Origin of the sequence: Coleofasciculus sp. C1-SOL-03 (genome assembly GCF_040220555.1) — a bacterium.
Classification (GTDB): Bacteria; Cyanobacteriota; Cyanobacteriia; order Cyanobacteriales; family Coleofasciculaceae; genus Coleofasciculus.
The window spans coordinates 13,263-32,223 of the sequence record NZ_JAVJUO010000007.1; the positions used below are offsets into that span (position 1 = coordinate 13,263).

General features: G+C 48.0%; 19 protein-coding genes, 1 tRNA gene and 3 pseudogenes. 15 read left to right on the plus strand and 8 right to left on the minus strand.

Features of this window, described 5'->3' with window-relative positions; translation table 11 throughout:
• Positions 1-126 precede the first annotated feature (126 nt).
• A complete protein-coding gene (gene lysS / locus RIE73_RS00765) occupies positions 127-1,287 on the plus strand; it encodes a homocitrate synthase (protein ID WP_446399360.1) in 1,161 nt (386 codons plus the stop codon).
• Here lysS and RIE73_RS00770 read toward each other — a convergent pair.
• The 6 genes from RIE73_RS00770 to RIE73_RS00795 form a co-directional block, all read right to left on the minus strand.
• The gene (locus RIE73_RS00770) at positions 1,250-2,491 is read right to left on the minus strand and encodes an AbrB family transcriptional regulator (RefSeq protein ID WP_446399361.1); all 1,242 of its coding nucleotides are present in this window, start codon (positions 2,489-2,491) and stop codon (positions 1,250-1,252) included. The two genes, lysS and RIE73_RS00770, sit on opposite strands and share 38 nt — an antisense overlap.
• Positions 2,492-2,804: 313 nt before the next feature.
• On the minus strand, positions 2,805-5,030 hold the full coding sequence (locus RIE73_RS00775) for a GumC family protein (RefSeq protein WP_446399362.1): 2,226 nt from the start codon (positions 5,028-5,030) through the stop codon (positions 2,805-2,807).
• Between the two features lie 277 nt (positions 5,031-5,307).
• Entirely contained in the window at positions 5,308-6,522 is a 1,215-nt protein-coding gene (locus RIE73_RS00780; protein ID WP_446399363.1) for a polysaccharide biosynthesis/export family protein, read from the minus strand.
• A gap of 223 nt (positions 6,523-6,745) precedes the next feature.
• Positions 6,746-7,453 carry a cyanoexosortase B system-associated protein gene (locus tag RIE73_RS00785; RefSeq protein ID WP_446399364.1) on the minus strand — a complete coding sequence of 236 codons (708 nt, stop codon included), beginning with the start codon at positions 7,451-7,453 and terminating at the stop codon, positions 6,746-6,748.
• A 153-nt stretch (positions 7,454-7,606) separates the two neighbouring features.
• Positions 7,607-8,506 (minus strand): cyanoexosortase B, encoded by a 900-nt coding sequence (gene crtB / locus RIE73_RS00790; protein ID WP_446399365.1) that lies wholly within the window; start codon positions 8,504-8,506, stop codon positions 7,607-7,609.
• 34 nt (positions 8,507-8,540) lie between these two features.
• Entirely contained in the window at positions 8,541-9,680 is a 1,140-nt protein-coding gene (locus RIE73_RS00795) for a DegT/DnrJ/EryC1/StrS family aminotransferase (protein WP_446399366.1), read from the minus strand.
• A 79-nt stretch (positions 9,681-9,759) separates the two neighbouring features.
• Between RIE73_RS00795 and RIE73_RS00800 the strand changes: the two genes are divergently transcribed.
• The 11 genes and pseudogenes from RIE73_RS00800 to RIE73_RS00850 all read left to right on the plus strand — a co-directional run bounded on the left by RIE73_RS00800 (position 9,760) and on the right by RIE73_RS00850 (position 15,334).
• Entirely contained in the window at positions 9,760-9,930 is a 171-nt protein-coding gene (locus tag RIE73_RS00800) for a hypothetical protein (RefSeq protein WP_446399367.1), read from the plus strand.
• Positions 9,902-11,266 (plus strand): DUF1517 domain-containing protein, encoded by a 1,365-nt coding sequence (locus RIE73_RS00805; protein WP_446399368.1) that lies wholly within the window; start codon positions 9,902-9,904, stop codon positions 11,264-11,266. Before RIE73_RS00800 ends, RIE73_RS00805 begins: the two co-directional genes overlap by 29 nt.
• Before the next feature lie 68 nt (positions 11,267-11,334).
• A complete protein-coding gene (locus tag RIE73_RS00810; RefSeq protein WP_446399369.1) occupies positions 11,335-12,276 on the plus strand; it encodes a TIGR04168 family protein in 942 nt (313 codons plus the stop codon).
• Positions 12,277-12,306: 30 nt separating this feature from the next.
• Positions 12,307-12,390 (plus strand) — tRNA-Ser (locus RIE73_RS00815).
• Positions 12,391-12,557: 167 nt separating this feature from the next.
• A complete protein-coding gene (locus tag RIE73_RS00820; RefSeq protein ID WP_446399370.1) occupies positions 12,558-13,025 on the plus strand; it encodes a DUF3531 family protein in 468 nt (155 codons plus the stop codon).
• Between the two features lie 58 nt (positions 13,026-13,083).
• A pseudogene (gene cas6 / locus RIE73_RS00825) lies at positions 13,084-13,197 on the plus strand (CRISPR system precrRNA processing endoribonuclease RAMP protein Cas6); the annotation flags it as partial.
• Complete coding sequence (locus RIE73_RS00830; RefSeq protein ID WP_446399371.1) at positions 13,151-13,321, plus strand: hypothetical protein; 171 nt, start codon at positions 13,151-13,153, stop codon at positions 13,319-13,321. The pseudogene cas6 and the gene RIE73_RS00830, both read left to right, overlap by 47 nt.
• Positions 13,322-13,352: 31 nt before the next feature.
• Positions 13,353-13,502 (plus strand): annotated as a pseudogene (locus tag RIE73_RS00835) (SAM-dependent DNA methyltransferase); the annotation flags it as partial.
• 19 nt (positions 13,503-13,521) lie between these two features.
• Positions 13,522-13,854: a DUF6883 domain-containing protein gene (locus RIE73_RS00840; protein ID WP_446399372.1), complete on the plus strand. Its 333-nt coding sequence runs from the start codon at positions 13,522-13,524 to the stop codon at positions 13,852-13,854.
• Between the two features lie 31 nt (positions 13,855-13,885).
• Entirely contained in the window at positions 13,886-14,107 is a 222-nt protein-coding gene (locus RIE73_RS00845; RefSeq protein ID WP_446399380.1) for a DUF4926 domain-containing protein, read from the plus strand.
• A 270-nt stretch (positions 14,108-14,377) separates the two neighbouring features.
• Entirely contained in the window at positions 14,378-15,334 is a 957-nt protein-coding gene (locus RIE73_RS00850; RefSeq protein WP_446399373.1) for a pentapeptide repeat-containing protein, read from the plus strand.
• 314 nt (positions 15,335-15,648) lie between these two features.
• Here the strand turns inward: RIE73_RS00850 and RIE73_RS00855 are convergent.
• Positions 15,649-15,735 (minus strand): annotated as a pseudogene (locus tag RIE73_RS00855) (helix-turn-helix domain-containing protein); the annotation flags it as partial.
• Positions 15,736-15,863: 128 nt separating this feature from the next.
• Between RIE73_RS00855 and RIE73_RS00860 the strand changes: the two are divergent.
• Genes RIE73_RS00860 through RIE73_RS00870 form a run of 3 tightly spaced genes read left to right on the plus strand, consistent with a single transcriptional unit; the run spans position 15,864 to position 17,391 of the window.
• Positions 15,864-16,829 carry an RAMP superfamily CRISPR-associated protein gene (locus tag RIE73_RS00860; protein WP_446399374.1) on the plus strand — a complete coding sequence of 322 codons (966 nt, stop codon included), beginning with the start codon at positions 15,864-15,866 and terminating at the stop codon, positions 16,827-16,829.
• On the plus strand, positions 16,826-17,164 hold the full coding sequence (locus RIE73_RS00865; RefSeq protein ID WP_446399375.1) for a hypothetical protein: 339 nt from the start codon (positions 16,826-16,828) through the stop codon (positions 17,162-17,164). Before RIE73_RS00860 ends, RIE73_RS00865 begins: the two co-directional genes overlap by 4 nt.
• A gap of 29 nt (positions 17,165-17,193) precedes the next feature.
• On the plus strand, positions 17,194-17,391 hold the full coding sequence (locus RIE73_RS00870; RefSeq protein WP_446399376.1) for an RAMP superfamily CRISPR-associated protein: 198 nt from the start codon (positions 17,194-17,196) through the stop codon (positions 17,389-17,391).
• A gap of 141 nt (positions 17,392-17,532) precedes the next feature.
• Here the strand turns inward: RIE73_RS00870 and RIE73_RS00875 are convergent, their stop codons facing one another.
• A complete protein-coding gene (locus RIE73_RS00875; protein WP_446399377.1) occupies positions 17,533-18,789 on the minus strand; it encodes a hypothetical protein in 1,257 nt (418 codons plus the stop codon).
• Positions 18,790-18,961: the final 172 nt, after the last annotated feature.

Consider the following 18,961-nt stretch of genomic DNA (forward strand, 5'->3'; position numbering starts at 1 on the left):
TTTTTGCAGGATAATATAGGTTGAAAAGAGTTATAAAATCAGTAGTTTAAGAAGCAATTCGCCCTAGAACCCTCCGATACTATAGATATGGATGTGATTAGTTAGCACTAAAAAAGGACACCATCAATGTCACTGAGTCAATTTTCAATTATAGAAACGACACTACGGGAAGGAGAACAATTTGGTGATGCCAACTTTTCATCACAGGATAGAGTAGAAATTGCTCAGGCGCTTGACCAGTTCGGCGTTGAATATATTGAAGTCACCTCCCCTTGTGCTTCACCGCAATCCCGTCAAGATTGTCAGCATTTAGCTCAATTGAGTTTGCACGCCAAAGTGCTGACTCATATTCGCTGTCATTTAGACGATGCAAAAGTAGCACTCGATACAGGCGTTAACGGGATTAATCTGTTCTTTGGTACGTCCCGTTTTCTGCGCCAGTTTGGTCATGGTAAAAGTATTGATCAAATTCTGGATTTGGCAGCAGACGTTATTACCTTTATTCATGAACAAAGTCCGCAAACAGAGTTGCGCTTCTCTACAGAAGATTCCTTTCGCAGTTCCCTTCCCGATTTGCTCCAGATTTATTCTGCCATTGATAAACTCGGAATCGTCAATCGTTTTGGTTTAGCGGATACCGTGGGTGTCGCGACTCCGAATCAAGTCTATAATTTAGTCCAGACACTGCGTCACCATACCAGTACCGATATTGAATTCCATGGTCATAATGACACAGGTTGTGCGATCGCGAATAGCTACGCCGCCCTAGAAGCGGGTGCAACTCATATCGATACCACAGTCTTGGGGATTGGGGAACGGAATGGGATCACCCCTCTGGCTGGACTCATCGCCCGTCTCTACACGGTTAACCCGGAACAATTGCAGTGGAAATATCGCCTACCCCACCTTTTAGCGCTACATCAATTGGTCGCCAATAAAGTGGGTATGGCAATTCCGGCGAACCATTATATTATCGGTTCAGCCGCATTTAACCATAAGGCGGGGGTTCATGCCAAAGCCATGTTAAATAATCCCCAGACTTACGAATCCCTTGATCCCAGTGATTTTGGACTATCCCGTTCCTTTTTAATTAATCATAAACTTACAGGACGCCATGCGATCGCCAATCGCGCCAGTCAATTGGGATTAGACTTCGACCCCTTCCAAATTCAGGCAATCACTCAGACGATTAAAGCCTTGGCTGACCAACAACCACTGACGCTAGAGACGGTCGATGAGATATTGCGTTCTACTTTCCCGCTGGAACAGAGTCAAAATCCGGCTTAAGGGTGGATTTTTCTGGAGTGATAACGGGTTCGATGTGATAGGACTGATCATTGGCAGCGTTGGCACGCTTAACCAAAAACGCTACTAACCAAGGGGCAATCATAATGATACTTAACATCCGGGTTAATTGCATGGCTAATACCAATCCCGTGTCACCCCCTAACTGCATTACCGTAGCCACCATTGCCTCAATTCCCCCCGGTGTGAATCCTAAAATAGCTGTTGCCATATCCACACCGGTGACGCAATGAAATCCATAGCCAATCCCTAAACAGAGGATAATTAACCCCGTGACTAATCCGATTTCAATTAAGACGGCTTTGCCGAGTTTACGGGCGGTTTGCCAGTCAAACTGGACGCCAACCGATAATCCAATCAGCAATAGTCCACCGGCGAATAGAGGTTGAGGCATTTGTACTGGATTTGGCAATGCCCAAAATGCGGCTAATCCTACCAGAAAGGGACCGAAAAATCCAGGGGAGGGTAGACGGAATCGCTTGCCTGCCCAAATTCCCAGGATACCGCACCCGGCTAAAATTAAAAGGCTTAATGCTAGGGGTAGGGTTGTCAAGGTGCTGGCTGGGGCGACAGTGGCGGTGACTGGCGTATCGGGGTTGGCGGGAACCAGCAGGATAGCGGCGCTAGGCATGAGTAACACAACCAGCAAGACTCGGATATATTGAAGTAGAGCAACCGCGATCGCATCTGCTCCCATTTCTTCACTCATGACCACAATGCTGGAGGCTGCACCCGGTATAAATCCGAGTAAACTGGTGGTGCGATCAATCCCAGCCCAACGACTTAAGAGATACCCATTAAATAGACTCAGACTCCCGGTGAGCAAAACACAGAGTAACAAAGGTACGGCGTAAGTTGTTGCCACACTAATGGTTTCTGGAGAAAAGCGAGTGGCTGTTACTAAACCGACAATCACTTGTCCAATGAGTTTAAAGCTTGAAGGTAAGGGTTGGCGGCGTCCTAGACTGATTGCGTAGCCAATTCCCACCAGCATCGGACCCAGTAGCCAACCGACGGGGACATGCAGCCAGCTAAAGAGTAAGCCAACGCCAATTGCGGCGATGATCTGCTGGGTAATTCTTTTGGTTTGGGGCAAATTGTCAATGAGTTTCTCTCTCCAACGGGAAAGACGGTCTTGATTGGGTATCGATGGGGATTCCGGTAATGAGGAAAGTTGCCAAACCACAGAGATTGATACAAGTATACAAAACTTAACATTTCTATTCTATCATTTGTATTAACGAGGGTGTGGGGTGTAGAGGGTGGGGTATTTACGGTAATTTACGGTAGAGTTTCGGGCTGAAAGCAGGTGTAGGTTGGGTAGAGCGATCGCGAAACCCAACAGGTTAACCTGGCAATTGGGTTACTGCCGATATGACACAGCTAAAATTGTGGACTCGACTTTACCATTGAATCGGGCGCAAAGCTTTGCGCCCCTACCAAGGTGACTTCCCCAATCAACAAATGACGAATGACAAATGACAAATGATAAATGACCATTAAGACCTTGTAGCCCCTGTGGGAATTGGCTCCTCTTGTTCTTCTTCTAATTCCTCATCTTCAAAGGTGTCTTCGTCTTCGTCTTCATACTCCAGTTCAATATCCTCCTCAACCTCAGTAGCGCTGACTGGAATCGAGGTATCCGCACCGTTGATAATCGCCCCTAATAACGGTGATGGCTCGGTTTCGGTTAATTCTTGAGCGGCCAGATTCAGGATGGATTTGTCGCTGTAACCCGGTCGGGTGACGAGTACCATCCCATCGGTTAGGGGTTCGAGTAACAGGGTATCGTTGAACTGGGAGAGCGCTGGACTATCAATAACTACAAAGTCAAAGCGATTGCGAGCATCGCTGATAAGCTGTTGAAATTCTCGCGATTCTAGGATAGCAGCGGCTTGTTTTTGGGGTCCGGGACTGGGTACGATATAGAGATTCTCAATATTTGGGGCTAATTGAATACAGGCAGTTTTAGAGCCGTAGTAGGGTAAGGGTTGAGACTTCGCTTCCGGTTCAGGGATAACGTGGTGGAAATGGGCGTGGGAGGATGAGCGTAAATCGGCTTCAATTAATAGAGTACGCTTACCCGCATGAGCTGAGGCGATCGCTAAATTATAAGCGGTAGTGCTTTTGCCCTCTCCGTTAACCGTGCTGGCGATTAACACCACTTTCAAGGATTTATTCTCCCCACTACAAAGCTTACTGCGGAACCGTTCGTACACATCTAAATAGGGTGAACTTGACTTGAGCAAAATACCCGTTTGTCCCAAATCAGGGTCAATGCTCATCACTACAGGCAATTCTGCCAAGACAGGGACATCATGTTGTGCCAGCAATTGCTGGATTTCTTTGGCGGCATAGAGTTTGCTATCCAAGATAGCCAAGATGAGAATCACGCCAGCCGCCGCGACTAAGCCGACAAAGGTTCCCCCAGCAAGGATGACAATTGGGTTGGTGGATTCTTTCCCGCCTTTCTTCTGGACATTCGGAGGCTGATCAACACTGAGATAACTCACGGTTTCCGCTTCAGCGGCTTTAGCATCGATGAGTGATGCCTGTAATCTGTTGTAGAAGTCTTGTTTGAGCTGAAACTTCTGCGTCAAGCGCACCTGCTCAAGCTGCGCGGTGGGAATCTGTTGGTATTCCTGAAGCAGTTCCTGTCCAATCCGCTTCGTCGTTTCCAGTTGATCTTGTAGGGTATCGCGTTGAGTTGATAATGACACCAATGTATCAGCTAACTGTTTCCGGGCGGGGTCAAGGCTGCTATCGGCTCGGATTTGCGGCGGGGTTAAAGCTTCACCCCTACCGTTCCCCTGAATCACCTCAGCGGCTCGTCGTGCCAGCATTGCCTCATACGTGCGTTGCTGTCGCTGTAACTCTTGCACATTTGGGTGTTCGTCTTTATACCCTTGACTCTTGAGCAGTTCTTCCTGAGTTTCAATTTGTTGCAATTGTCCGCGCAAGCCAGCGATGGTGGGATCAGCGCTCAGGGCTGAGTTGGTATAAGCTTGATCCGCCGTCAACCCCAACCGCCTCTGCAAGCTAGCCATCTGACTCTCAATTCCTTCTAGAGTCTGTTGAATTTGGCGTTGCTGCTGTTGGTTGGCATTAATTTGTGCCAGCAAGCTGTTATCTTCCGCTAAGGCTAAGGCAGCGCCTTCAATCCGGTTAAAGGTTTCCAGTTCCGCTTGTGCCTGTCTTAGTTCTGCTTCCGCCTCGGCTGAGCGTGTTTCAATTGACTCAATAATCGCTTGCAGTCGTCCGCTATTAATCAAGCGACTTTGCTCGATCATTTTTTGCATCAGCACTTCTACAGTTTTGGCAGCTTGTTCGGGATCATCATCGTTGTAAAACACTCCGATTATTGATGGAATCGCGGCTTCTCCCTCTCCTCCAGACTTGTCGAACTTCAAATCTACATTATCAATGATCTCTTTTGGTTCAGCGCCCACAGCGATAGAGGTAGCTTTAATCACGTTCTCCTCTAACAGATTCTCCTTTCCCAGTTGCACCCCCTGCTGCTGAATTTGGGTTCCGGTTTCTGAAAAGGTTCTCACCGGAGGCGTCACCGACAAAATTCCCACCGCTTCGTAAGACACAGCACTGGGAGGAGAGGGCATAATCGCCACAATGCCCGAACCGCCAGTAATTAGCGCGAAAATACCGATACCAATAAATTTATAGCGATCAAGGGCGATTAAATAGCGTTTAATTAAGGGGATAGTCATAGCAATTTCAGGCTAACGAGTCGTGCAAGCAAAGTCGTGCAAGCGGAGTCTAGGAGAGTATGCACCGAATGGGGGTATACTGAATTGAAAGAAATTAATGATGTCAAAGTGTCTGTGCTTGTATTCTAGCTCAGCACCTCTGTAAGAGGATAGCCGAAGACATGCGATCGCGCAGCCATTCAACGAGCAACGTCTTGTCCGGATAACAAATTGCATCTCTTCCCAGCTCCCAGACGTGCCATGGCACGTCTCTACTACAATGCTGATTCAGCCAGCCCTAGTTATCATCCCCTGAGCCAAACACATCTCCGACATTTTCAAAAAAGTTACGAAATCCCAGAAAATCACTAAAGGGTCGAGTCACTAAACGCAAAGCATAGTTGATTTTAGCGATAAGGCTACGACCAACCACAATAACATCTTCATTCTGCAAGGGGACATTTTGCGCCAAATCCCCCATGAGAACAGCCTTCCCATCAATCTCCTGGGTCACGACTTTACCCCGTTCCGGATCAAACCGCATTAAGGCAATTTCACCTAAATCCGCATCGTCTAAACTTGGCGCTAACGAGGTCAACGCATCAATAAAATTACTGCCATTGGGTAAATTCAGGTTGCCAATTCGACCATTAGGATAACTCAAGACTCGCAGCGTAATTTGCGGTGTCGCTAGCGTTGAGCGAGAGGCGAGACTGCGGTCATAATCCGTGGTTGTCCCGGTTTCTAATTCCAACACGACAACAGAATCCCCATCCCGGAGACGCACATCCGGTAAGGCTGTCGCATTTTGCAGCGGCGTAAATAAATCAATCTGTTGTTCAATAATTGAATTATCCACAGGAGAACGCCGACGCACGATGACAGTACGCAAGTCAGCCAGATTCGTGGTTCCGCCAGCCGCTTGTAGAGCCGCTGTAAGCTGGGAACCGGGTGCTAGGGAATAATAACCCGGTCGAGTCACTTCACCTGCAATAGTTATTGTAGCGGGACGCAATCCGGCTAGAACCACCGTTACATCAGGGTCAACCACAAATTCACTATACGCGGCGGCTAGTTTCCCTTCAACTTGGTCGGGAGTAAGTCCGAGAACGTTAATTTTACCGACTAAGGGAACTAAGACATTCCCTTGTAAATCAATTGTGCCGGAAAAATTCAGGTCAGCAAAGCGTTCCACTGTCACCGCAATGGAATCGCCAATACCGAGAACATATTCATTAAATTGAGTATCCGGAACTCTTTGCGGTGATTCTTCTGGATAACCCAGGGGGGGCGGTGGCGCAAAGGGATCAGGCACATTAATATTAACTCCCTCTGTCGGGCTATTAATGTCTTGTGGAGGTGGCAAGGTAGGAATTTGGGCATGTTCTTTTTTGGTTGTTGGTGCTGAGGGTTCTGCTATTCTCTGAGATGTTGCCCAAGCGATTGAATTAATTTGTCCTAACCAGCCAATTGCAATTAATGTGCCGACCGCATACCAATTAACCTTAGTCAAAATTATTCCCTCCACATCAGCTAATTATAGGGGCAGGTTTAGCCACAATTGTAGGGGCGGGTTTAGGGACTCAATTCAAATATCCACCAATAATGGAACAACAAAACCCGCCCTCCCCACCGATAACTCACCGCTAAATGAACAACAAAACCCGCCCTCCTCACCGAATAATGGCTCAAAAAAACCTGCCCTTGTTCACCCTTATGAGCTCCCCCAGCGCCCCTTAATCCTCTCCCGCCAACGGTTCTGTCATCAATGCCTTTTGCACAGTTTGACTGAGAGATTCAGCGATAGGTTTGGCGTCTGCCAAATCCCCTAACGGTTCCATCGGAATCTGGATAGAAACCGCTATCCATGGTACTCGCTGACGCTTTAACTGGGCAATTTGGTCAACCCAAAACCATTGACGGGTAGCGGGATGACCCCCTGTCGCCCAAGCGTACCACTGAACAACGGCAAAGGTTTGCTGTTGAGTCCAAGCGCGAAAGAGACGGGCATTAACCTGCGCTTGCTGGGATTGGGTTTCAACGGTAAACTTTAAGCGTTGATGGGAATCCTTCTTCCATTGAAAGACACCATTAATATCCATCCATTCAACCTGAGGTTGATCAATCGGACCATTAGGAGGACGTAATAATAGCAATACAGGTTTATCCAAGTCGCCCTGAATTTCCTGATATGACCATTTATGCCCCCCTAAGGTGACAGTTCGTTGCTCTAGGGTTTCCCAGCCCGGAATCTCTAACCCCTCAATTTGCACCACTTTGATGCTACTGAAATTAGCAAATCTGGGTGGCTCAATCCACGACCAGTTGCCTGTAAAATAACTGGGTACTGCCCCGATCGCGACAATCACCAACAACAACAGTAACACGATCGCACGGTTGAATCGCAGGCGTTTAATCACCTGGTGCAGTCTTGAGGATTTCATCAGATTTGCCTTCATGGGCGCAAGAGTTTTGAGTGTTCCAAACGTGTCATGGCGCGTCTTTAATTTTGTGTAGGGGCGGGTTTAGGGATTTTAGGCTTGGCTATTGATGGTAACGTTTGTACAAAACCCGCCCTGACTAAATACAAACGTTTTTTAACCTCCCTCAGATACAGAATCAGGCGTTTGAGGTTCGGCATCAACAGAACGTTCAATGACTTTCAGTAAAATCACCAGAATTCCTAACATTCCCGCTGAATACAGATCTCCGCCCCAACTTTCATGCAGCCAATGGAACGCTCCATCCATCCCAGTGCCATGGAAGAATGTGAGTAGGGTATTGCGGATAATATTACCAATCACACTAACCAACACTGCACCAATGAGCAAGAGTGTCGTCTTCTGTCGGGATATCCACGCCCCACTCCAGTACAACAGCATTAAACTCACATATAAACTGGTAAACAGCATCTTTAACCCAGCACAGTGAGGGGCAACTTCTACAATTCGTCCGCCGACAAATAAGTTAATGCCAACCACATTGACATCAATGCCAAATTGAATCAAAACAAATCCGGCAACTCCAGCAATAAAACGTTGTAGGGGTAAGGCGTAGGGTTCGATTAAATAAGGAAAGGCAGTTGGTGTTGCCAGAATCACCAACAGTAGGGGAAAGCTTTGTAAGCGTAAACCCGGAATCCCTTTAAACCACAAACACAGTCCCGCTAAAACCGTGGGAAAGGAAATATTAACCAGTTCCGATTGACCCGACAGATAAAAGACGCCACCAACTGCCAGTAATCCTAACCCAATATAATTCGATTTATCCGGTATGGCTTGCCACTGCTGGCGATGAGTCCAAGCGATATAGGCGGCGAAGGGCAGTCCAATTAAACCGTGGCTAAAGTATTCGTGTTCAATGCTAATACTTTTATTCAGCCAACCATCATACCAGTGAATCAGTAGAGGCGCATAGAGGATAATCAGTAAAGCTGCGATCGCACCATCCCACAGGTGGCGGTTAATAGCAGTGGGAATCTTTTGTCCAAGTTGCATAATCGTACCCCGAAATTACAGCCGCCAGATGCGGTTACAACAGGCTATTGAGGCAATCAACCACTCGCTCAATTTGAGCGTTACTTATTCCAGGATACATAGGCAATGATAAAATTTCCTGGCACAGGGTTTCAGCATGGGGGAAATCACCCTTTTGATACCCCAAATAGTGATAAGCAGGTTGTAGATGGCAAGGGAGGGGATAATGGATACCTGTTTGAATCCCAGCGGTATTGAGTTTCTCTTGCACCATTTCCCGACTCAGGGAACAGGCGGCGGTAATCCGAATCACGTACAGATGATACACATGACCCGTACCGCTTTGGTTTTGGATGGGGATAATCCCTTTGTCGGCTAGGGGGGCTAATAATTGGTCATAGTAGTGGGCGGCGGCGTTGCGAGACTGATTCCATTGGGGTAAGTGGGGTAACTTGGCATTGAGAACCGCCGCTTGGATGGAATCTAAGCGACTATTTTTGCCTAGTTCTGAGTGATAATATTTACGGGGTGCGCCATAATTCCGCAGCGATCGCACAGTTTTATAGACATCGGGATCACTCGTCAGGACGATTCCGCCATCGCCAAACGCGCCTAAATTCTTACTCGGATAAAAGCTAAAACCAGCGGCTTTACCCACCGAACCCGCCCGATACCCGTCCCGTTGGGCTAAATGGGCTTGGGCGGCGTCTTCAAAGAGTAACAGGTTGTGACTATGGGCAAAGTTGAGTGATTGCGGCGGTGATACCATCTGACCATAGAGGTGAACGGGTATAATCGCCTTGGTTTTGGGAGTGATGGCTTTTTGCGCCGCATTCAGGTCAATCAGGGCGGTGTTGGGGTCACAATCGACTAAGACGGGGGTTGCCTTTGCCTCAAGTACACCAATCAAGGTGGCGATAAATGTATTGGCAGGAACAATTACTTCATCACCGACACCAATCCCATTCGCTTGTAATCCTAGCGCGATCGCATCTGTCCCGGAAGCGACACCGACACCATACTCCGCACCAGACGCCGCCGCAAATGCGGCTTCCAACTCGGCTAAAGCTTGACCTAAAACAAAATCGCCGCGCTGGATCACCGTCTGAATCGCTTGTTCAATGTCCGCTTGAATCGGCTGGTGTTGCAGCGTCAGATCAACAAAAGGAATGGTTTCTGGGGGTGGGGAATTCATGAATACACTACGAAAGAATAGGAGTTTGCTGAGTCAGGTTATTTTATCCCTTATTTAATTTATGTCCGATCAGGCGCTCATGCCTACCCCAGAACCATCAAGTTTTGGTAAAGTTTCCGGTTCACCTGCGTTTGGGATCAACGTTGTCGGGGCAAGTTTTACCGATGATTTGCCGCAAAAAGCTAGAATTGTAGCTAAGGGAGTAGCATCGGGAGAATTTCATGAGTCGGCTACCACGGATAACCTTTAAAAGCGTATTTGCCACCGCTCTTTGTTTGAGCCTAATTAACAGTGTAGACCTAGAGGTATCGCGCGATCGCATCAGTCCATTGCTCGATCTCCGTAATGACGCCTATGCCAGAAGCCGTGGGGGACGCAGCGGTGGTGGTTCCTTTAGTCGCAGTAGTTCACCCTCCCGTTCAGGTTCCAGCAGTAGCAGCCGTTCATCTTCCCCTAGCCGTTCATCTTCCCCTAGCCGTTCATCCTCGCCCCCATCATCGTCGAGAACATCTCCATCTCAGTCTCATCCGACCAATCGGGGAACAACCGGAGGACGAGTCCGTGGCGGGACATTAGATAAACCTAAATCTCCAACCTCGACTCCAACCAAGCCCCATCAACCCAGTCATTCGTCAACCCATCCCAGTCGTACTCCTCACCCATCTTATGGACACGGACATCGTTCCGGGGAACTGGAAATTGAAATCGAAAATGACGATGATGATTTCCAGGATTATCCCTCAACATCTAGTCCAGCGACAAGCGATTCAGCACCGCCTCCACAACCCAATCAAACCCTTACCAATCCAGGATCAACTGACAGTACAACTCCACCGCCTGCTACGGCGCCAGCCACGAATTCAACTCAAGTGGCGAACTCTACTAAATCAGCAAACCCTCTACCCGTCTTCATCGCGTTACTATTTTTTGGTGTCGGGATATTCCTGGTCATTTATCTACTCATCAAGTTAATTTTGTCTCTGCTAAAACGTCGAAAAGCTGCCACTAATGAGCTAGACAATGATATTGTCACCGTAAGTAAATTACAGGTCGCCTTATTTGCTCACACCCCCAACTTGCAATCCGAGTTATCGGAACTCGCCTTAACTGTGGATACAACGACTCGCGAAGGCTTACTGGAATTGCTGCAAGAATCAGCCTTGATCTTGCTGCGTCATTCCGATACCTGGAGTCATGTATTAAGTCGTTCCCAAAGCGTTGATATCGAGGACGCTAAAACCCTATTTACCCAACTTTCGGTAGAAGAACGCAGCAAATTTAGTGCCGAAACCCTCAGCAATGTTGGCGGACGAGTGCGGAAACAAGTTCCGGTAATGCCCGATGCTCAGGAAGATCCAGCCGCTTATATTGTCGTGACGCTGTTAGTGGGAACGGCAGATGATCGTCCCTTATTTGGCGACATCCGTTCAGCAGAAGCCCTGAATCAGGCATTACAAAAATTGGCGTCAGTTCGCCCTGACTATTTGATGACAGTGGAACTGCTTTGGAGTCCTCAAAGTCAAGATGATAGCCTCACTTACGATGAGTTGTTGACAGAATATACAGATATTATTCAAATCATTTGATTAATACAATTGACTCGACAAGAGGAACGATAGAGACTTTCACGGCAACATTTATTCTAATAGTGAATATGACCAGTTATAATCAGCCATCTCTGAAAATTGCCGTCGTTGGTGATGTTCACGACCAATGGGAAGCAGAAGACGCGATCGCACTGAAAAGCTTAGGCGTTGACTTAGTGCTGTTTGTCGGGGATTTTGGCAACGAGTCGGTGGGAGTAGTGCAGCAAGTGGCTTCCGTGGATCTGCCGAAAGCGGTGATTCTGGGAAATCACGATGCTTGGTATACGGCATCGGCTTGGGGACGGAAAAAATGTCCATACAACCGTCAACAGGAAAACTGGTTACAAGACCAGTTAGAGGCGCTAGGAGATGCCCATGTGGGGTACGGATATCTAGATTTTCCCGAACTTCAACTTTCGGTTGTCGGCGCTCGTCCCTTTAGTTGGGGCGGATCAGCGTGGAAAAATCAAGACTTCTATCGGGATTGGTATGGGGTCAACAGTTTTGAGGAGTCCGTTGCCCGAATTGTCGCCGCCGCCAAAGCCACAGAATACAACAGGATTCTGTTTTTGGGTCATAATGGACCAACGGGGTTAGGTGAGGAAGCCGAATCGCCTTGTGGCAGGGACTGGCATCCCGTGGGTGGTGATCATGGTGACCCAGATTTTGCCACCGCGATCGCCCAAGTTCAGGCGCTGGGAAAACAGATTCCTTTGGTCACATTCGGTCACATGCATCACCGATTACGCCACACAACTAAGCGATTGCGAACAATTGTAACCACCAGTTCCGAGGGAACGGTGTATCTGAATTCCGCCAGTGTCCCCCGAATTGTACAAACGCAAACAAACCGACTGCGGAATTTTTCGCTGGTGTCTCTGGAAGAAGATGGGGTGGCTTCAATTTCTCTGGTTTGGGTAGGGAATGACGATTCTGTTGTTCTAGAAGAGTTTCTCTATCGCCGTCCTCAACCCGTTAGTGAACAATTTGTGTCCAGACAGTCGCCATGAGCGCTCAGGCTTGGTATGATAGATAAGCCTGGAGAGGTGGCAGAGTGGTCGAATGCGCTCGACTTGAAATCGAGTGACCCAAAAGGTCCGTGGGTTCGAATCCCACCCTCTCCGTTTCTGTTGGGGAAGCTGGGGAAGCAATGTAGAGACGTAGCATGCTACGTCTGGAAGCTGGGGAAGCTGAGGGAGAGGAAATTAAATTAGAATTCCCAGCGATGAGTCTTGATGCCGATTCCCTGTTTCAGTTGAACCCTGTCAAATTTGTAGATAACTGATGAATTATGCGGGTAGAGTTTCGCGAGTATAACCCATTCGATTTGTGGATCTGGCTAGAGTTTGCCACTGTTCCGTCCCCCATGGAAAAAGATTATATTGAAGAATTGTTCAATTCATGGTTTTACCTGGGAAAATTGGGCGGATTTGATGCGGAAAACCTGCAAGTGCAGGAGACGGGTGTAGATATAAGCTATATGGACTATGAAAACCGAGAAACCGACAGCACCCTTATGGCGCTGATGCATAATCAAGGAGACTTCGATTATCGGGGAACCTGGGGACGCTGCTGGTTTGACTTAGGCACATCCGATGCGATCGCACTTGATGTTCTGATCAATGCCCTAAAGCAACTGTCTAAAGAATACGTTCAAATTGAACGAGTAATTATCGGCGGTGAGAATGAAGATTGGCCCACAAAAAGCCGTCAAGAGTCTTTATTTTACGAATCCCAGGATAACGGACGAGTGCATTAAGTAGGTTGGTGGAAATAAACTCAACCTTATGAAGTTATGTTAACAAGCCTTAAACCCTTATAACAGACTTTTTACGGCACTGGGTCAACTTGCGCCGTACTGCGGGACGGGTCATAAAACGACGTTTGGTCTCGGACAAACGCGCTTGGGGTGGTTATCACAAGCGTGTCCGATTTCGGGTAAAGTCGCGATCGCCTTCGGCAGTAGCGAAGCTAATCGCATTCCCTCCCGCAACCCGTCAAACCTCCAACCCGACAGCGTTTCAGGTTTCGGGTAAAGTCGCGATCGCATCCTAACTTGATGCTTGTGGTGATGCAAGTGACAATTGTGGGGGTAACGGAACGTCAGGAAGCGGAGGATTTTGATTTTGCCGAACGGTTGGAAGAGTTAAATGAGGAGTTGGAGGTTCTGAATGGTGAGGCGCGGGAGTTGGAGGAGAGGATAGCAGAGAATGTAGCACAACTTTTGAATACTTGATACGTTAACCTATTGCTATATGAAACTTTCCCATCCCGAACAAGCTATTATTGATGAGGAAGAACTATCAGGTTACTGTCTCAATCAGAGACATTCAGATGGTCAACACAAAGCGCGGGTTTTTCAATCGGCTTTAGGGATTGGGATTGATGATGCTGATGAGTTAAGAAGTGCACTGATGCAAGCTATCCAAACAACTGATGCCGTTCTCGATAAACGCAATCCATACGGGCAGAAATATAGAGTAGATTTTTTGATGGTTAGAGAGGACAAACAGGCAATGGTTCGCAGTGTTTGGCTGGTTCGCGATGAGGAAGATTTTCCGCGATTGGTTACTTGTTTTGTTCTGTAAGGAGAAATGGGAAAGGACTATGAATCCACAAATTAAGTTATTGGATGTGGTGGCACTTCTGGAAGACTTACCTGAGTTAGAATTATATCGAGGTCAAGTGGGAACGATTGTTGAAGTCTACGAACCAGGAGTTTTTGAAGTTGAGTTTAGCGATTTGAATGGTCGTGCTTATGCTATAGAGACATTAAAGGCTAACCAATTGATGGTTTTACATCATTACAAATTGACCGAGGAAATGTTAGTTCAAGCTTAAGGCGATCGCGTTGGAAGTTCTGAATGGTGAGGCGCGGGAGAGGAAATCGCCCAAGATATTGTCACTCACTTATTAGGACGAGGCTACCAGGGCAAAGCAATGGTCATCTCCATTTTTGGTAAAGTAGAGATCGCATTCCCTAATACCCCAAAAACCCCAGATTATATAGGGTCTGGGGGAAAGAGTTTACTGTTTAAGCGTGCATAAAGATTAGAGCATTCCCGCTCTCCGGGAATTAATAATGTGTTCAGTATTGAGGGAGTATAAAGAATGCGGGAGCGATCCAAGCAGTGGCAGCGAAAGATAAGGATCAACAAGTGGTGGGTGATTGGAGCGATCGCGACTCCAGCCCTTATTGGGATGGTGTGGTGGCTGTGGTTACTCTCCGAGAGTAGACTTCAGCCGGATGGCGATCGCCTATCCCACAACGAGAACACGACCCAAGATCACCCACACCGTGAAACCCTCATCAGCGGTATGGGGGCGATTGTGATGGTTGCCGGTGGAGTCTTCCTGTTGCTCAATTTTCGCAGGGCTAACAGAAATACAAAAACAGCGGACCTCAGCGGTGCCGACCTCAGTGGTGCCGACCTCATCAATGCTAATCTCATCAATGCCAATCTCAGCGGTGCCGACCTCATCAATGCCAATCTCAGCCGTACCGACCTCAGTGGTGCCGACCTCAGCGGTGCCGACCTCATCAATGCCAATCTCAGCGGTGCAGAGTTCTGCGGTGCCGACCTCATCAATGCCAATCTCAGTGGTGCCAACCTCAAATATGCTAATCTCAGCGGTGCTGACCTTATCAATGCCAATCTCAGTGGTGCCAACCTCAGCGGTGCCAACCTCAGATATGCCAACCTCAGTGGTGCCAACCTCAGATATACCAACCTCAGTGGTGCCAACCTCAAATATGCTAATCTCAGCGATGCCGACCTCAACTGTACCTTACTCAGCGATGCCAACCTCAGCGATGCTAACCTCAGTGGTGCCTTGCTATTTTTTGTAAATTCACGCGAAGTTCAGAATCTTGAACCGCTTCAACTACAGGCGCAACATAAGCCTTTTTTATGTAATGTTGCACTGCCTTCCTACTCCCATCAACCAAAATTGAATCCCAATCGCGACTGCGATCGCATTCCCCAACTTTTGAGCGATCGCTACAATATTTCACTCGAAGAGGCTCAAGGGATAGTCAATGAAGCTCGACAACACCGATGGGACTAACAAAAACTGGTACAATCAGCCCAATTTAGTGACATCCTCCTACACTGAATCAGAGATTACGGTGTAGGCTTCCAACATCGCTGTTAGACATTGCTGCCCTGCGCCACTTATCTAGGACCCATGCCCCCGACAGCCCGACTCTCAAGCCAATTTCTTTCCCCCAGAGTCCCTGGGTACTCAATTGCTCATAACCTCGGTTACAGATTTCCTGTGCTGAGGCTATATCTCTATCCACCTCATCTGAGGGGGTGACAAGGAACTTGAGGGTACTACTGGGTGTAGGGTGTAGGGTGTAGGGTGTAGGGTGTAGGGTGTCCCCGACAAGTTTCGAGCCATTCGTTTAGTGACTCGACTTGTTCAGCATCAGGATAAATTCGATAGGTGTAGTTCAGATTTAGCATACCTTGATTGTCGCTTAATCTACTGTAAATGACAACTTGCGGTAAACTATGTTTTCCAAGAATGCGAATCACAACTTAATGAGCTAGTTCCTGTTTAACCCTATATCACTCTTTCCATAGTTGAGACGATGCACAAACGATTAGTTAATCAATGCAGGATTCATTTAACCTTAATCCCCGACGGACCGATTCTGATTAAATCAGGCAAAGAAGGCGCTGATCCGACTAAACCTAATATGGAGTTTGTGGAAACCTATCATGCTGGCGGACGTTCGATTTACTTGCCAGGAAGTTCCCTCAAAGGGGCGATTCGCGCTCATGCTGAACGAATTGTCAGGACAGTAGGACGCGATTTTAAACCCAATAACCTGAATACGGTTTGGGCGAATGACCCGTTAAAGGATAATTATGATTATCTCAACAATGACGGTAAACCATTACCCAGTTCAGAACTGTACAAACAGTCATCATTTACTGACCAAATGTTTGGCAATACTTCAATCGCCAGTCGCGTCAGAATTGAGGATGCTTATCCGGTGGATAAAAGTCAGTTAAAACTTGAAGAACGCAACGGGGTAGCCATTGACCGAGTATTTGGTTCTGTCGCAGTAGGTCCCTTTAATTACCAGGTTTGTACAGGGGGAGAGTTTGAAACCAAAATCCACCTAAAAAACTTCTCCTTGGCACAATTGGGATTAATCGGCTTAGTATTACGAGACTTAAATGAAGGCTGGTTTGGGTTAGGGTTTGCTAAGTCTCGCGGCTTGGGAATGGTTGAGGTGAAATTAAACTCTGCTGTTGTTCAATATCCGGGTTGTATCCTAGAAGGCGATCGCATCCACAGTATCGGCAGCCAAAACCAATGGTCGCACAATTCGTTGCTCGGTGCGGGAGTTTTTCTAGAAGAGAAGGAACGGCAAAATTACGGATTCCCGGCTAACGATATCCAAGCAACTCCTATCCGTGCTGAATCAATGTCTCTGGGGTTTGGGGTGCAGTTAAGCTGGCAAGGTAATGATGAAGCTGGAGTCCCTGATTTATTTGTCAAATCGGTTCGCGCTTGGCGTCAGAAGTTGGAGGAAACAGCCGCATGACTCCGTTTGTTGGTGTTAGTGAAAAGCTGCTTACAGAGGAACAGTTAAGAACGTTATTGCAACAGCCAATAACTTCACCGAGTTACTATTTTCTGCGCTGGAGTCACAAAGTTAGTGGAATTGTCAATCAATTACCGGATGATTTTCCCTCTCCAGAGGGGCAGATGTTTAATTGTGAACTCGAACTGCGCTGGAAAAAACAGGGACAAAAGTTTAGCGTACTTCTTTTGAGTACGATTGGTGAGAAACCGGGATTTGAATCTGTAGGACAAGATTGGCAGGTTCGGGAACGAGAGGTCGCGATTTATCTGACCAAACCCGTAGGATTCCTCTGATTAAAACCTCAATTGAACGGGATAAACGATTGCTGATTCCGGGTAGTTCGCTTAAGGGTGTCGTGCGTTCGGCGTATGAGGCAATTACTCGTAGTTGTTTGTGTAAGGTAACGAAACGTTATAAAAAAGGCGATCGCACTGTGAAAGTTACCCTACCTCAAGGTCAAAAGAAAATAAGACTTTACTCTATTTGGTTACCAAGTTCGATAAGGAAATGCCTCGGTTGAGGCTATGCCTCCCTTGAATGGCTGTAAACCTTAAGTCCTTAGGCTCCCTTAATCTCAAGAATCACACTGGTAATGTCTGGGGTACACCAATCACAGGCTAAAATCTGATCCAGCAACGTTGATTGGTGAGTCTCGACTCGTTTAATTGTTTTGATACCAGAAATGAGTGATCTCGTCTTGCAGGGTTTTGGAGCGACCCAGGGGGGCTTGGAGTAGGGTGTCTAAGAGGGCGTGTTGGGCGTCTCTGGGGACTCCTTCGGCTAGATGCAGTGCTAGGACTTCACCAGCGCTATTGGCACCGAGTAAGGGATAATGCTTTCTCAGGGCAGCTAAGGCATCCAGGTTTACCTGTTGCTTAAGGATGGGAAAGCACTGCTGAAGTAACCAGCCGCCAATTAAAGAGCGGTCATCTGTAATACTGCGATCGCTAATGGCGTTGGTGGCGGTGCGGTGGGCAATGGCATTCAGGGCTTCGTCTAAGCGGGATAGGAGGATGTCGGGCCACCGGGCGAGTAAGCCACTGATACTTTTGGCGGTATTGACGGCGGTGGTGTGTCCGCCCTGTTGCAGCAGTGTCAGCATCGCTGACCAGAGTTCTAATGCCAGTTGGCGGGGGGCAGACTCTAACGCCAGACGCAACCGTTTTTGGTAGGCTTCACCCAGTTCTAGGGCGGTGGGGAGCAGGTTGAGTAAGGCGTCGGGGCGGTTGCGGGAGGCGGCGGCGAAGGCAAGGGTGCCGAAGGCAGCGACATCACGGGTATCCAGTTGGTTTTGGATTTGCTCGAATTCCGCTTCGGTTTCGACAATGGTCAGCAGTTGTCGGATGATGGGCCACCAATGGGTTGGCGTACTACTGGTATCACTGGCGTTGAGGCTTTGCAGGAGTTGATGTCGTTGGGGTTGGGCGGAATGGCGAGTCAGCCAGTAGGCGATCGCGTATTCCAGCAGGGTTTGGTGGAAGAAGTGGATTTTGCCGGAGGGGAGTAGTTCTAAGACGCCTTCGCTGAGGAGATCATCATAGGCGGTGGCGAGGGGGGCGGTGAATTGAATCCCTAGTTCATCCCGATAGGTGGATTCGCACAGTTTGGCGGTGGACATCTGGAACAGGGCTTGCGCCAGGGTGAGGCAGAATTGTTCTTTGGTAATGGCGAGGACAGAGGAATGGCTATCATCAATGCGGCTATAGGCAATTTTTTCTTGCCAATAGCGTTGGTAGAGTTTGCTGACGGTTAAGTCGGGAGGGACGTTGCCTTCTTGGGCGAATAAATCACAGAGTAGGGCGAGGAGTAAGGGATTACGGGTGATTTCTTGAATGGAACGAGCGTGGGCGGATAGGGTGAGTAGGCGTTCGGTGAAGGTGCGACCCCGATCCGCCAGATGGCGTCCCTGCTGGGACACGAAGGCGGTGGCGGCGGCTTTGACTTCTGATAGGGTTAACTAACAGTCCGTAAATATCTAGACAATTAGTGACATAACTAGACATTTTCTATGATATAGTCAGGCAATGTCTAGTTTAACCCCCCAAGAAGCAGCCACTCGACTAGGTGCCACGGTCTTGCACTTTGCACCG